The organism is Novosphingobium sp. 11B, assembly GCF_054589055.1.
Window position 1 is genome coordinate 19,580 of the sequence record NZ_BAAILP010000136.1, and the last position, 12,179, is coordinate 31,758.

Annotated in this window: 13 protein-coding genes; 12 read left to right on the top strand and 1 reads right to left on the bottom strand. The window is 66.0% G+C overall.

All coding sequences use genetic code 11. The annotated features are described in order from the left end of the window. Nucleotides 1-36: 36 nt before the first annotated feature. Entirely contained in the window at nucleotides 37-591 is a 555-nt protein-coding gene (locus ACYPYD_RS12465) for a DUF3617 domain-containing protein (protein ID WP_231958076.1), read from the top strand. Between the two features lie 21 nt (nucleotides 592-612). After that, nucleotides 613-1,389 (top strand): esterase/lipase family protein, encoded by a 777-nt coding sequence (locus ACYPYD_RS12470; protein ID WP_008831766.1) that lies wholly within the window; start codon nucleotides 613-615, stop codon nucleotides 1,387-1,389. Between the two features lie 574 nt (nucleotides 1,390-1,963). Here ACYPYD_RS12470 and ACYPYD_RS12475 read toward each other — a convergent pair. Then, a complete protein-coding gene (locus ACYPYD_RS12475) occupies nucleotides 1,964-3,472 on the bottom strand; it encodes a YifB family Mg chelatase-like AAA ATPase (protein ID WP_459663411.1) in 1,509 nt (502 codons plus the stop codon). Between the two features lie 146 nt (nucleotides 3,473-3,618). Between ACYPYD_RS12475 and ACYPYD_RS12480 the strand changes: the two genes are divergently transcribed. The 10 genes from ACYPYD_RS12480 to ACYPYD_RS12525 all read left to right on the top strand — a co-directional run bounded on the left by ACYPYD_RS12480 (nucleotide 3,619) and on the right by ACYPYD_RS12525 (nucleotide 12,070). Continuing rightward, entirely contained in the window at nucleotides 3,619-4,377 is a 759-nt protein-coding gene (locus ACYPYD_RS12480; protein ID WP_271181977.1) for an alpha/beta hydrolase, read from the top strand. A gap of 68 nt (nucleotides 4,378-4,445) precedes the next feature. Beyond that, the gene (rpmH, locus tag ACYPYD_RS12485) at nucleotides 4,446-4,580 is read left to right on the top strand and encodes a 50S ribosomal protein L34 (protein ID WP_008831762.1); all 135 of its coding nucleotides are present in this window, start codon (nucleotides 4,446-4,448) and stop codon (nucleotides 4,578-4,580) included. Between the two features lie 133 nt (nucleotides 4,581-4,713). After that, nucleotides 4,714-5,103 (top strand): ribonuclease P protein component, encoded by a 390-nt coding sequence (gene rnpA, locus ACYPYD_RS12490; RefSeq protein ID WP_459663413.1) that lies wholly within the window; start codon nucleotides 4,714-4,716, stop codon nucleotides 5,101-5,103. Then, the gene (yidD, locus tag ACYPYD_RS12495; protein ID WP_069709045.1) at nucleotides 5,100-5,345 is read left to right on the top strand and encodes a membrane protein insertion efficiency factor YidD; all 246 of its coding nucleotides are present in this window, start codon (nucleotides 5,100-5,102) and stop codon (nucleotides 5,343-5,345) included. Before rnpA ends, yidD begins: the two co-directional genes overlap by 4 nt. 81 nt (nucleotides 5,346-5,426) lie before the next feature. Then, nucleotides 5,427-7,190, top strand: coding sequence for a membrane protein insertase YidC (gene yidC, locus ACYPYD_RS12500; protein ID WP_008831759.1), 1,764 nt, complete (start codon nucleotides 5,427-5,429; stop codon nucleotides 7,188-7,190). 23 nt (nucleotides 7,191-7,213) lie between these two features. Further along, the gene (gene yihA, locus ACYPYD_RS12505; protein WP_008831758.1) at nucleotides 7,214-7,843 is read left to right on the top strand and encodes a ribosome biogenesis GTP-binding protein YihA/YsxC; all 630 of its coding nucleotides are present in this window, start codon (nucleotides 7,214-7,216) and stop codon (nucleotides 7,841-7,843) included. 370 nt (nucleotides 7,844-8,213) lie between these two features. Then, nucleotides 8,214-9,347, top strand: coding sequence for a DUF47 family protein (locus tag ACYPYD_RS12510; protein ID WP_459663415.1), 1,134 nt, complete (start codon nucleotides 8,214-8,216; stop codon nucleotides 9,345-9,347). 10 nt (nucleotides 9,348-9,357) lie between these two features. Further along, complete coding sequence (locus tag ACYPYD_RS12515; RefSeq protein WP_459663418.1) at nucleotides 9,358-10,359, top strand: inorganic phosphate transporter; 1,002 nt, start codon at nucleotides 9,358-9,360, stop codon at nucleotides 10,357-10,359. A gap of 197 nt (nucleotides 10,360-10,556) precedes the next feature. Continuing rightward, the gene (locus tag ACYPYD_RS12520; protein WP_459663420.1) at nucleotides 10,557-11,222 is read left to right on the top strand and encodes a glutathione S-transferase family protein; all 666 of its coding nucleotides are present in this window, start codon (nucleotides 10,557-10,559) and stop codon (nucleotides 11,220-11,222) included. Next, nucleotides 11,222-12,070: a S1/P1 nuclease gene (locus ACYPYD_RS12525; RefSeq protein ID WP_459663421.1), complete on the top strand. Its 849-nt coding sequence runs from the start codon at nucleotides 11,222-11,224 to the stop codon at nucleotides 12,068-12,070. Before ACYPYD_RS12520 ends, ACYPYD_RS12525 begins: the two co-directional genes overlap by 1 nt. Nucleotides 12,071-12,179 lie beyond the last annotated feature (109 nt).

Consider the following 12,179-nt stretch of genomic DNA (forward strand, 5'->3'; position numbering starts at 1 on the left):
TCTCAGGGAGAGGAGAAGGCCATAAAGGGCAGGATCATGATCGCGGCGCTGAGCATGATGACGGGCGCGCTGGTTCTGGGCGGCTGCGGATCGAAGGACGACGGCGAGCAAGCCGGGAGCGGCGGTGCACCGAAGTCGGCGGAGGAGGTGAAGCACGAGGCGGCCAAGCTCGATACTCCGCAGCCGGGCCAGTATCGGCAGACGGTGGAGATCACCCGTCTCGAAGTGCCGGGCATGCCGAAGGAAGCCGCCGAACAGATGAAGTCGATGATGGCGGCGAAGCAGGAAAGCACCATCTGCCTGACCAGGGCGGACGCCGAAAAAGGCTATCGCGACATGTTCAGGGGTGTGGGCAAGGGGAACGAGTGCTCCTATTCGAAGTTCGACGTTGATGGCGGCAGGCTTGATGCCCAGATGGATTGCCAGTCCGCCGGTGATGGCAAATCGACGATGACGCTTAATGGCACGGTCAGGCGCGATGGTTCAGATGTCACGGTCGACATGGATACCACCGGCGGACCTGCGCCCACGGGTTCAATGAAGATGACGATGCACTTGACCACCACTCGCCTCGGCGACTGCAAGACATGATGGGGTAACGCGAAGAGAGCGATGGATCCGCTGAACGAGGAACAGGAACGCTTCGCGGGATCCCTGCGCGCCGCGATCGCGCGGCGCGCCGCCTTCGCGCGCGAGCAGCACCCCGAGGGGGTCGGCAAGCCGCCGCTCGAGCTGCTGTGGGCGGAACTGCGCTCGCTCTATCGGGGCGGCCACAAGGTGCGGTTCACGGGGCAGCGGGTGCAGCCGGCAGTCAGCCCGATGCCGGTCATGCTGCTGCCCGGCTTCGGCGCGCATCCCAAGCGGATGAAGCCGATGGCCGACGCGCTCTCCGCCGCGGGGCACCATGTTCACCAGTGGGGCCTGGGCCTCAACCTCGGGCCGAACGAGCGCAATTTCTCCTACCTCATGCGCCGGGTGGCGATCATCGCGCGAGAGAACTGGCACCCGGTGGCGTTGGTCGGCTGGTCGCTCGGCGGCCTCTTCGCGCGCGAGATCGCCCGGCGCGAGCCGCATCTGGTGGCCAAGGTCATTACCATGGGCACGCCCTTTTCGGGCGATCCGCGGGCCAACAATGCGTGGAAGGCCTATCAGGTGGTGACCGGCCATTCGGTGGACAGCCCGCCGATCGACTGCGATTTCTCGGAGAAGCCCGCCGTACCGACGATCGCCCTATGGAGCCCGCGCGACGGCATCATCCAGCCCCGCGCCGCTGCGGGCTGGCCGCACGAGCGCGATCGTGCGGTGGCGATCCGCTGCAGTCACCTCGACTTTTCGAGTTCGCCCAAGGTAGTGGCCGAAGTCCTGCGGCAACTGGATGTGCGGGAGTAAGGGGCTATCTGCCGTTCATAACCAGACCGTCATCCCGGCGAAGGCCGGGACCGCTCTCGTCCTGTCGCGACCTCTCGGCTAGATTGGGAAAAAGCTGCCGCAACTCTGCCGAGAGTGCACATCATGGTCATAGCGGTCCCAGCCTTCGCTGGGATGACGATGGTGTTTGAATGACGGCAAAGGGGGGGCGGACGTTGCGCTGGCCCACCCCGTCCGGCTAGTTCGCTTCGCTCTCAAGCCTCCCGGCCCTCCCGCAAGCGGGAGGGCAAAGCGGTGCGCTCTCATTCCCCTCCCGCTTACGGGAGGGGGCAGGGGTGGGCAAAGTGCTACGTCAGCTTTGCGGTGCTTGCCGAAGGTCGGCTTTCCTACACAACGCGCACTCCGATATACTGCGCTCATGACCGTCCGTCGCTCAACTCCCACCACAAGGTTACACCTCACTCGCGCAAGGTGACACATCGCACGCAAAATGTGTCACCTTGCGGCTCTAAGGTGACACTTTCCGGCCCTAAGGTGACACCTTTTCTCTCTGGACCGTGTCAACCGTGTAAACCCTGTCACCTTGCGCGGGCTCTCACCCCACCGGAGCACGGCGGCGATAGCTCAGCGCCTCGGCGACATGGATGCGGGTGACCTGACCCGCCCCCGCCAGATCGGCGATCGTCCGGCTGGTGCGCAGGATGCGGGTGTAGCCGCGCGCGGAGAGGCGCATCGTTTCGGCGGCCTGTATCAGCAGGCGGCGTCCGGCCTCGTCCGGGGTGGCGTGGGCTTCCAGCAGGTCGCCGTCGAGTTCGGCATTGGTGCGCGCCTTGGTGCCGTTCAGTCGCTCCGCCTGAATCTCGCGCGCCTGAGCCACCCGGGCGGCGACCTGCACGCTGCCTTCGCTTGGTGGCGGGAGGGCGAGATCGACGGCGCGGACGGGATCTACCTCGACGTGAAGATCGATTCGGTCGAGCAGCGGGCCGGACACCTTGCTCTGGTAATCCGCCCCGCAGCGCGGCGCGCGGCTGCAGGCAAGGGCGGGGTCGCCCATGTAGCCGCACCGGCATGGGTTCATCGCCGCGATCAACTGGACCCGTGCGGGATACGTGAGATGGGCATTGGCGCGGGCGACGGTGACTTCGCCGCATTCCAGCGGCTGGCGCAGCGAATCGAGGGCCTGCCGCTGGAATTCGGGCAGTTCGTCCAGGAACAGGACGCCGAGGTGCGCCATCGAAACTTCACCCGGCCGCACCTTGATCCCGCCACCGGTCAGAGCGGCGATCGAGGCGGAGTGATGCGGCGCGCGAAACGGCCGGGCACGGCTGATCCGTCCGCCTTCCAGCGTGCCCGCGACCGAGGCGACCATGGATACTTCCAGAGCCTCCGCCGGGGTGAGTTCGGGCAGGACGCCGGGCAGGCACGATGCGAGCAGCGACTTGCCCGCGCCCGGTGGCCCGACCATCAACAGGTTGTGCGCGCCCGCAGCCGCGATCTCTAGTGCGCGGCGGGCGGTTTCCTGTCCCTTGACCTGCCGGAGATCGGGGCCGCCTGCCCGCGTTTCGACCTCGCCCAGCGGTGGCGTCTGCAGCACTTGGATGCCGCGCAAGTGGTTGAGCAGGCTGATGAGATTGGGCGCCGCGACCACTGGCACCCCGCTCGCCCAGCGCGCTTCCGAGCCTTGCGGGGCAGGGCAGATCAGACCCTTCTCGTGCTCGCTGGCGTGGATCGCCGCCAGCAATACGCCAGGCGAGGGGATCACCCGGCCATCGAGCGCGAGTTCGCCCACCGCCACGAAATCGCCCAGTTGCTCGGCATCGACCACGCCCATCGCCGCCAGCAGCGCCAGCGCTACCGGCAGGTCGAAGTGGGAGCCTTCCTTGGGCAGGTCGGCGGGGGAGAGGTTGACGATGATCCGCTTGGGCGGCAGCGCCAACCCCATCGCGGTGAGCGCCGCGCTCACCCGCTGGGTGCTTTCGCGCACCGCCTTGTCGGGCAGGCCGACGAGCGTGAAGCCCGGCATTCCCGGCGCGATCTGGCACTGGACCTCGACGGCACGCGCCTCGAGCCCGAGGTACGCGACGGTCGAGACGATGGCGACCAAGGGAAGGGCCTTTCTGCAAGAATTGCGAAGAAGACCTCGTCTAGTAAGGCCCGCTCGCGGCGGCGCCATGTTCAAAAATATACCTTACAGCACTTTAACCGGACCCGTGAGGAAGAGGGTAAGGGTATTCCCGGCATAGACTGGCGATGCGCTCGCTTTCCGCAAGTCTTGCTCTGGTCGCCCTTTTCGCCGTGTCCCCCCTGTCGGCGCAGGTGATCGAATACGAGACTGTCGACGAGGTCACCGATTCCGTCGTTACCGGCGGCGAGCGCACCCTCTTCACTACCGCGATCGAAGCGCCTGCGATGCCGCAAGGTCCGGCCTACGGTCCGTTCCGCGTGCTGGACGAGGGCCGGGCGGCGCTGGTCGATGTCACCGATGCGCGCACGCCTGGGCAGTTCACCGCGATGCTGCGCGACCATCCCGGCATCGCCACGATCGAGATGATCGACTGCCCCGGCACCGAGGACGACCTCGCCAACCTGCAGGTCGGCCAGATGATTCGCCGCAGCGGCATCGTCACCCATGTTCCGGCGGGCGGCTCGGTGCGCTCGGGCGGGGTAGAACTGTTCCTGGCGGGCGCGCGGCGCTACGCCGATCCGGGCTCCGAATTCGCGGTGCATTCCTGGCAGGACGACACCGGGCTCGAGCCCTCGGACTATGCCGCCAATGCGCCCGAGAATCGCCGCTACATCGACTACTACCGCGCCATGGGCATGAATGCGGCCGAGGCGCAGGCGTTCTATGCCATGACCAATTCCGTGCCCTTCGCTTCGGCGCGCTGGCTCGATGCGGGGGAGATGAGTGCATGGGTGCAACTCGACGAGGTGAAAGTGGACGTGAGTCCGCGTTTTCAGTTTCTCCAGCTTGCGGCTGTTGTTGACTCAATCCCGTCGTTCCAGTAACGGCGGCCAACGATTTCCATGGTCGTCCGGTTTGGGCGGCCCTTTTTGTTAGATTTTCGAGGACTGACATGAAGCGCACTTTCCAGCCGAGCAACCTTGTTCGCGCCCGTCGTCACGGCTTCCGTGCCCGCACCGCGACCGTCGGTGGCCGCAAGGTTCTGCGCGCGCGTCGCGCTCGCGGCCGCGCCAAGCTCTCGGCCTAATCCGCCGGGATCGGCAGGGGCGCAAAGCTCCTGCCATAAGCGGCGCCAGCCCACGCTCTCGCCTTGCGCGAGGGCATGGGCTGGCGCCGTTTTGTTTTGGCGCGAATCGCCATGTCCCGACGTTCGAGCTGTCATGAAGCAGGCTGACGCCTACACGGTCCTGAGCCGTCGTTCGGACTTTCTCGCCGCCAATCGCGGCCTGCGAGTCGCGCGTTCCGGTTTCGTGCTGCTGGCCAACCGCAATGACGGGCTGGGACGGCGCGCCGGGATCACGGTGACCAAGAAGATCGGCAATGCCGTCGTGCGCAACCGCATGAAACGGCGTTTCCGCGCCTTGCTACGCGAACTGCTCCCCGAGCATGGCTTGGCTGACACCGACCACGTCCTGATCGGCCGCGAAGGCGGGGTCGAGCGCGACTTCGAAAAGCTGCGCGTCGAACTCGTCGCCGCGCTGGGACGGGCGCGGGACGGCAAGGGGGACGCCCCTCGCCAGCCGAATCGCAGGCGCGGTCCTCGCAAATGACCAAGGTTCTCGCCTTCCTCGTCTCGCTTCCGGGGCTGGCGATCATCGGGGTCGCGCGATTGTGGCAACTCGGTCCTTCGGCGATCATGCCGCCCACCTGCCGCTACTCTCCCTCCTGTTCGCAGTACGCGATTATCGCGGTTCGCAAGCATGGTGCGATCAAGGGTGGATTGCTGGCGCTGTGGCGTCTATTGCGCTGCAATCCTTGGGGTGGGCACGGGCACGATCCCGTGCCGGACTGAACCTTAGATACTGGCGAAGTGATGCCGGCGGCCCCACATGGCCGCCGCCGAGACGAAGATACGGGCAGGAAACAGGCTTTCGTGGAAAACCAGCGTAACATCATCCTTGCGGTCGTACTGACCGCGCTCGTGCTCTTCGGCTGGGAGGCCGGGGTCGGCTATTTCTATCCGCAGGCCAAGACCCCGACGCAGATCGTCGAGTCCGGCGGCGCCAAGAACGCCTCCAGTCCCACCAAGCCGACGCGCGAAGGTGGCCTGATGGATGCCGCCGACCGCACGCTGGAAGCTACCGACCTCAAGACCGAGCTGGCTGCTCCGGGCCGCGTGAAGATTTCCGCGCCCGGCCTCTCGGGCTCTATCAACCTGACCGGCGCGATCGTCGACGACCTCGTGATCAATCGCCACCGCGAAACGGTCGAGAAGAATTCCGGCCCGGTCCGCATCTTCTCGCCCGCGGGGACTCCCGCGCAGCAGTTTGCACAGGTCGGCTGGCTGGGTGAGGGCGGCGTCGCCGCGCCGACCGCCTCGACCGTCTGGACCGCGCCCGCGAACGCCACGCTGACCCCGACCACCCCGGTGACCCTGACTTGGGCGAACCCCACCGGCCAGCGCTTCGCGATCACGTACTCGATCGACCAGAACTACATGATCACCGCGCAGCAGACCGTCGAGAACGCGGGCGGCGGCGCGGTTTCGGTCAAGCCCTTCGCGCTCGTCAACCGTACCGAGAAGACTGCAAGCCTCGATACCTGGAACGTCCATTCGGGGCCGATCGGCGCCTTCGACGGTTCGGTGACCTTCGGCACCAACTACAAGGACGTGGCCGAAGCCGGCACCGTCAACGAAGCGGGCCGCACCGACTGGATCGGCTTCACCGACATCTACTGGATGTCGGCCCTCATTCCCGTGGGCGCGAAGGCGGAGAGCACGTTCCGTTCGCTCGGCAACCAGATCTTCCGCGCCGACGTGGTATACGATCAGGCAGTGATCCAGCCGCGCACGCGCCAGAGCGTGACGACCAAGATCTTCGCGGGCGCCAAGGAGCACAAGGTGCTTGACGCCTACGAGGCGCAGGGCATCGCCAACTTCGGCCTCGCGATCGACTGGGGCTGGTTCCGCTGGTTCGAGAAGCCGATCTTCTGGCTGCTCACCAAGCTGTTCAGCCTTGTCGGCAACTTCGGCGTCGCCATCATCCTGCTGACCCTCATCGTGCGCGGCATGATGTTCCCGGTCGCCCAGCGCCAGTTCGCCTCGATGGCGGCGATGCGCGCGATCCAGCCGAAGATGAAGGCGATCCAGGAGCGCTACAAGGACGACAAGCAGAAGCAGCAGCAGGAGATCATGGCCCTCTACAAGCAGGAGAAGGTCAATCCCCTCGCAGGCTGTCTGCCGATGTTCCTGCAGATCCCGGTGTTCTTCGCGCTCTATAAGACGCTGATCCTGGCCATCGAGATGCGCCACCAGCCCTTCGTGCTGTGGATCAAGGACTTGTCCGCGCCCGATCCGCTGCACATCCTGAACCTGTTCGGCCTGCTGCCCTTCGATCCGCCCAGCTTCCTGGCGATCGGCCTGCTCGCCCTGCTGCTCGGCGCGACGATGTACCTGCAGTTCCAGCTCAACCCGGCCCAGATGGACCCGGCGCAGCAGCAGGTGTTCAAGCTGATGCCGTGGTTCATGATGTTCGTGATGGCGCCTTTCGCCTCGGGCCTGCTGGTCTACTGGATCACCTCCAACATCCTGACCATCGCGCAGCAGAAGTTCCTCTACAGCCGCCATCCGCAGCTCAAGGCGCAAGCCGAGAAGGACGCGGCCGACAAGGCACGCGCGGCGGCCCGTACAAAGTGAGTGATGATCGCGTGAATGAAGAAATGGCAGAACTGACGGAGCGCGCGCGCAAGCTGTTCTCGGGACCGGTGACGTTCCTGAAGTCGGCACCGTCGCTGCAGTTCCTGCCCGATCCCGATGCGCCGGAGATCGCCTTTGCGGGCCGGTCGAACGTGGGCAAGTCCTCGCTGCTGAACGCACTGGTCGGCCGCAAGGCGATCGCGCGTACTTCGGTGACGCCGGGTCGCACGCAGGAGCTGAACTTCTTCGACGTGGCCGAGCCGCTCAAGTTCCGTCTCGTCGACATGCCGGGCTACGGCTTCGCCAAGGCGCCGCCCAAGGTTGTCGAGACCTGGCGCCGTCTGGTGCGCGACTACCTGCGCGGGCGCGTGGAGCTCAAGCGCACGCTGGTGCTGATCGATTCGCGCCACGGCGTGAAGCAGGTCGATCTCGACATGATGGAGATGCTGGATCAGGCGGCGGTGGGCTATCGCCTCGTCCTGACCAAGGCGGACAAGATCAAGGCCAGCGAACTGGAAGCGGTCCACGCCGCCACCATCGCCGAGGCGCGCAAGCATCCCGCCGCGTTCCCGGTGGTCCACGTCACCAGTTCCGAAAAGGGCCTTGGGATCGAGGAACTGCGCGCTGCCGTGCTGGGCGATTCGGAACTCTGAACCACTTCCGCGCGCGGCGGGGCTTCGACAAGCTCAGCCTGAGCGAGGTTGGGAAGTCCGGGGTGGGATTGGGGAGTGCCCAATCGTCATCCCGGCGAATGCCGCGATCGCTGGCAAAGCTGCTCGACCTAGATATGTCGCGCAGCGCCGCAGTGGCCCATCGCAAGCTCTCGCCTCAAGAGTACCCAGCGGTCCCGGATCGGGTCCGGGACGACGCAAGCGCCGGCCGCGTAGCGTTGCGGAAATCATCCTTTCATCATTGGAGTCCACAATTGAGACCGCGTCTCTATTTGTGACATTTGCATGACGGCGCGCCGTCCCCTATGGGGCGCAGCTTCACGCGTCGAGGGATGAAAGGAATCTCGCCCATATGCGCCAGATTGCCGTTCTTCCTTACCGCACCGTCGGTCCCGCCGTCGACGCGCCGATCCAGATACTGCTCATCACCTCGCGCAGCACTCGCCGCTGGGTGATTCCCAAGGGCGGGCTGATGAAGGGCCTGCAACCGCACGCGGCCGCCTCGAAGGAAGCGGAAGAGGAAGCAGGCGTGCTGGGCGCGACCTGTCCAGTGCCGCTGGGCTCCTACCGCTACCGCAAGCAGCGCAATTCGGGCGCCTCGGTATGGGCGGACGTCGATGTCTATCCGTTCGCGGTCACCGAAGAGCTTTCCACATGGGACGAGCAGCACCAGCGCGAACGGCGCTGGTTCTCGCTGGAGGAAGCGGCTAGGGCGGTCGACGAAGAGGACCTTCGCGCCCTCATACGTTCCTTCGGCGCGCGAGAATTCCGCGCCGCTGCCAGTCCCGCGCGCTTCCTGGGCGCAGCCGTGGACACGGTGGCAAGCAAGACAGGGGTCAATGCCATGTTCGCCTGGTTCCAGAAGCTGCTGCCCGAGCAGGGCAACTTCTTCGACCTGTTCGAGAAGCAGGCCGCCACGCTGGTGGCCGGCGCCGACGCGCTCGCCCGTCTGGCGCAGGGCGGCCCGGGCCGCGCCCAGCACATCCGCGAGATCGCCGAGCGCGAGCACGACGCCGACGACATAACCCGCGAAGTGCTCCAGACGGTGCGCCGCAGCTTCCTGACGCCGTTCGACCGCTCGGCCATCACCAGCCTCATCAACACGATGGACGATGCCATCGACGAGATGCAGCAGACGGCCAACGCCTGCGATCTCTACGAGGTGAGCGAGTTCGAGCCGGAGATGATCGACATGGCCGCGATCATCGTCGATGCCGCACGCCTGACCGCCGAGGCGATCCCGCTGCTGCGCAAGATTGGCGACAACGGCCACCGCCTCCACGAACTGACCGAGCGCCTCGTGCGCATGGAAGGCCATGCCGATGAAATCCACGCGGCCGGCCTCAAGCGCCTGTTCAAGGCGGACCTGACCAACCCGATGCACTTCTTCGTGCGGCAGGAGATGTTCAAGCGCCTCGAGCGCGTGGTCGATCGTTTCGAGGACCTCGCGAACGAGATCGACGGGCTGGTCATCGACCACTCGTAAAGGCCCGACCATGGACCACAGCCTTGCCCTGCCGCTGCTGATCGGCCTCGTCGCGCTCGCGCTGGCGTTCGACTTCCTCAACGGGCTGCACGATGCCGCCAACGCCATCGCGACGGTGGTGGCGACGCGGCTGCTCTCGCCGGTCTTCGCGGTGCTGTTCGCCGCCGCCGGCAACTTCCTCGCCTACTTCTTCGTCGGCCTCCACGTCGCCGAGACGGTGGGCAAGGGCATCATCAACGTCGATGCCGTCACCCCGGCCGTGGTGTTCGGTGCCTTGGTGGGGGCGATGTTCTGGAACGTGCTGACCTGGATCAAGGGCATTCCTTCCAGTTCCAGCCACGCGCTGATCGGCGGCCTGCTGGGCGCCGGCATTGCGCACGGCGGCTTCGCGGTGGTCGAAAGCTCGGGTACGGTGAAGACCATCGCCGCGATCTTCGTTTCCCCGGTGCTCGGCTTCGTCATCGCGATGGCGCTGATGCTGCTGACCAGCTGGCTGTTCAAGGGCACGTCCCCACGCCAGTCGAACGGCATCTTCAAGAGCCTCCACCTGCTCTCCAGCGCGGCCTACTCGATCAGCCATGGCGGCAACGATGCGCAGAAGACGATGGGCATCATCGCCGTGCTGCTCTACTCGACCGGGCACATGTCCGGGGGCTTCCATGTGCCCCACTGGGTGGTGCTGTCGTGCTACCTGGCGATTTCGCTGGGCACGCTTTCGGGCGGTTGGAAGATCATCAAGACGATGGGCTCCAAGCTGACCAAGCTCAATCACCACTCGGGGTTCTGTGCTTCCACGGCGGGCTCCATCGTGGTGTTCGGGGCATCGGCGCTGGGCATTCCGGTCTCGACCACGCACGCCATCACCGGCTCCATTGTCGGCACCGGCGCGGCGCGGCGGTCGAGTGCTGTGCGCTGGTCGGTGGCGAGCCGGGTCATCGTGGCATGGTTCGTGACCATCCCCGCCAGCGCGGCGGTGGGTGCGCTGTTCTACATGATCACGCGGGCGTTCTGAGGGCGGGCTGATACCCACCCCGTCCGGCTAGGCAGGCAAGCTGCCAAGCCTCCCGGCCCTCCCGCATGCGGGAGGGCTTTGCGCATCTTCTCCCCTCCCGCTTGCGGGAGGGGCTGGGGTGGGCCTTTTCTTCACCTCGACACAGCGCCCCCCAGCCACTAGGCCGCTTGTTCAGCCATCCCGAGGAACGCCGTCCCGTGAAGCTCATCATCGGCAACAAGAACTATTCCAGCTGGTCGCTGCGCGGCTGGCTTGCCTGCAAACAGTCGGGCCTGCATTTCGACGAGATCACCGTCCCCCTGTTCGGCGAGGAATGGGAAGCCTTCAAGAAGTCCTCCGACGACCTTGCCCCCAGCCACGGCAAAGTGCCGATCCTGTGGGATGGCGAGGCGGTGGTGTGGGATTCGCTCGCCATCGTCGATTATCTTGCCGACAAGGTCGGCCGCGATCGCTTCTGGCCCAAGGACGACGCGGCGCGCGCCATGGCGCGATCGATGGTGGCGGAGATGCACTCCGGCTACCTGTCGCTGCGCCGCAATTGCCCGATGAACATCCGCTCGCGCGTCGAACTGCCGGGGCTGGAGGACGAGACCCGCACCGACATCGTGCGCATCCTCACCCTCTGGGCCGAGGCGCGGGCGCGGTTCGGCAAGGGCGGGCCGTTCCTGTTCGGCACCTTCGGCGCGGCGGACGTGTTCTACGCCCCCGTCGTCAGCCGCTTCCTGACGTACGGCATCGGCGTGCCCGGCTTCGCGCAGGCCTACATGCAGGCGGTGTGGGAGCACGAATGGATGCAGGCCTGGATCGCCGCCGCCGAGGCGGAGGACTGGGTCATCGAACAGTACGAGCACCCGGTGGCCTGATGATGCGCAAAGTTCTCCTTCTCCTAGCCGCTCTTGCGACGATCGTATCCAGCCCGGCCTTCGCCTGGGGCGCGATGGGGCACCGAACCGTGGCGGGCATCGCCATGGCCAACGTTCGCCCTGCCACCCGCGTCGCCATCCGCAAGCTGCTCGCCCACGAGCGCGAGATGGACACGCCCAAGTGCTCGATGCGCACGATCGAGGACGCCGCGACCTGGCCCGACTGCATCAAGGGCGAGCGTTGGCGCTGGGCCTACCAGAATTCCTGGCACTACCACGACCAGCCGGTCTGCGGGACTTTCGACCTCAAGCAACTGTGCCGCGACGGCATGTGCGCCACCGCGCAGATCGAGCGCGACGAGAAGCTGCTGGCCAACCACAAGCTGGCGCCGGTGCTGCGGCTCGAAGCGCTGGTCTTCCTCGTCCACTTCGTCGGCGACATTCACCAGCCGCTGCATATCGGCGAGAACGAGGACCAGGGCGGCAACGCGGTGAAGGCCGATTACGGCGACGCGCCGGGCCGCAACCTGCACTCGATCTGGGACACGACGCTGGCCGAGCGCGCGATCACCTCCGCCCGCCCGCCGCTGGTGCGCGTCTACAGCGCGGCCGAAAAGGCGCGGCTGGCGACCGGCACGCTGGAAGACTGGACCCGCGAGAGCTACGAGATCAGCCGCGACGTGCTCTATCCGCTGGCGTTCGGCGGCAAGCTACCCTGTGACGTCAAGGAGCCGCAGAAGATCGTCTGGACCAACGCTGCGATCGAACAGACGATTCCGATCGTCGATGAACGCATCGAGCGGGCGGGGCTGCGTCTGGCGCAGATGCTCGACAAGGCGCTGGCATAATGGCGTCGTCCCGGACCTGATCCGGGACCGCTGGCCGTGAACAGCCCATCTTGCGGCGCCGGCAGCGAGGTTGTGCCTAAAGATAGCCACCGGTCCCGGATCAGGTCCG

Coding starts and splice junctions, on each gene's coding strand:
- ACYPYD_RS12470 (WP_008831766.1), top strand. CDS start 613: ATGGATCCGCTGAACGAGGAACAGGAACGCTTCGCGGGATCCCTGCGC.
- rpmH (WP_008831762.1), top strand. CDS start 4,446: ATGAAGCGCACTTTCCAGCCGAGCAACCTTGTTCGCGCCCGTCGTCAC.
- ACYPYD_RS12515 (WP_459663418.1), top strand. CDS start 9,358: ATGGACCACAGCCTTGCCCTGCCGCTGCTGATCGGCCTCGTCGCGCTC.
- yihA (WP_008831758.1), top strand. CDS start 7,214: ATGGCAGAACTGACGGAGCGCGCGCGCAAGCTGTTCTCGGGACCGGTG.
- rnpA (WP_459663413.1), top strand. CDS start 4,714: ATGAAGCAGGCTGACGCCTACACGGTCCTGAGCCGTCGTTCGGACTTT.
- yidD (WP_069709045.1), top strand. CDS start 5,100: ATGACCAAGGTTCTCGCCTTCCTCGTCTCGCTTCCGGGGCTGGCGATC.
- ACYPYD_RS12525 (WP_459663421.1), top strand. CDS start 11,222: ATGATGCGCAAAGTTCTCCTTCTCCTAGCCGCTCTTGCGACGATCGTA.
- ACYPYD_RS12465 (WP_231958076.1), top strand. CDS start 37: ATGATCGCGGCGCTGAGCATGATGACGGGCGCGCTGGTTCTGGGCGGC.
- ACYPYD_RS12480 (WP_271181977.1), top strand. CDS start 3,619: ATGCGCTCGCTTTCCGCAAGTCTTGCTCTGGTCGCCCTTTTCGCCGTG.
- ACYPYD_RS12510 (WP_459663415.1), top strand. CDS start 8,214: ATGCGCCAGATTGCCGTTCTTCCTTACCGCACCGTCGGTCCCGCCGTC.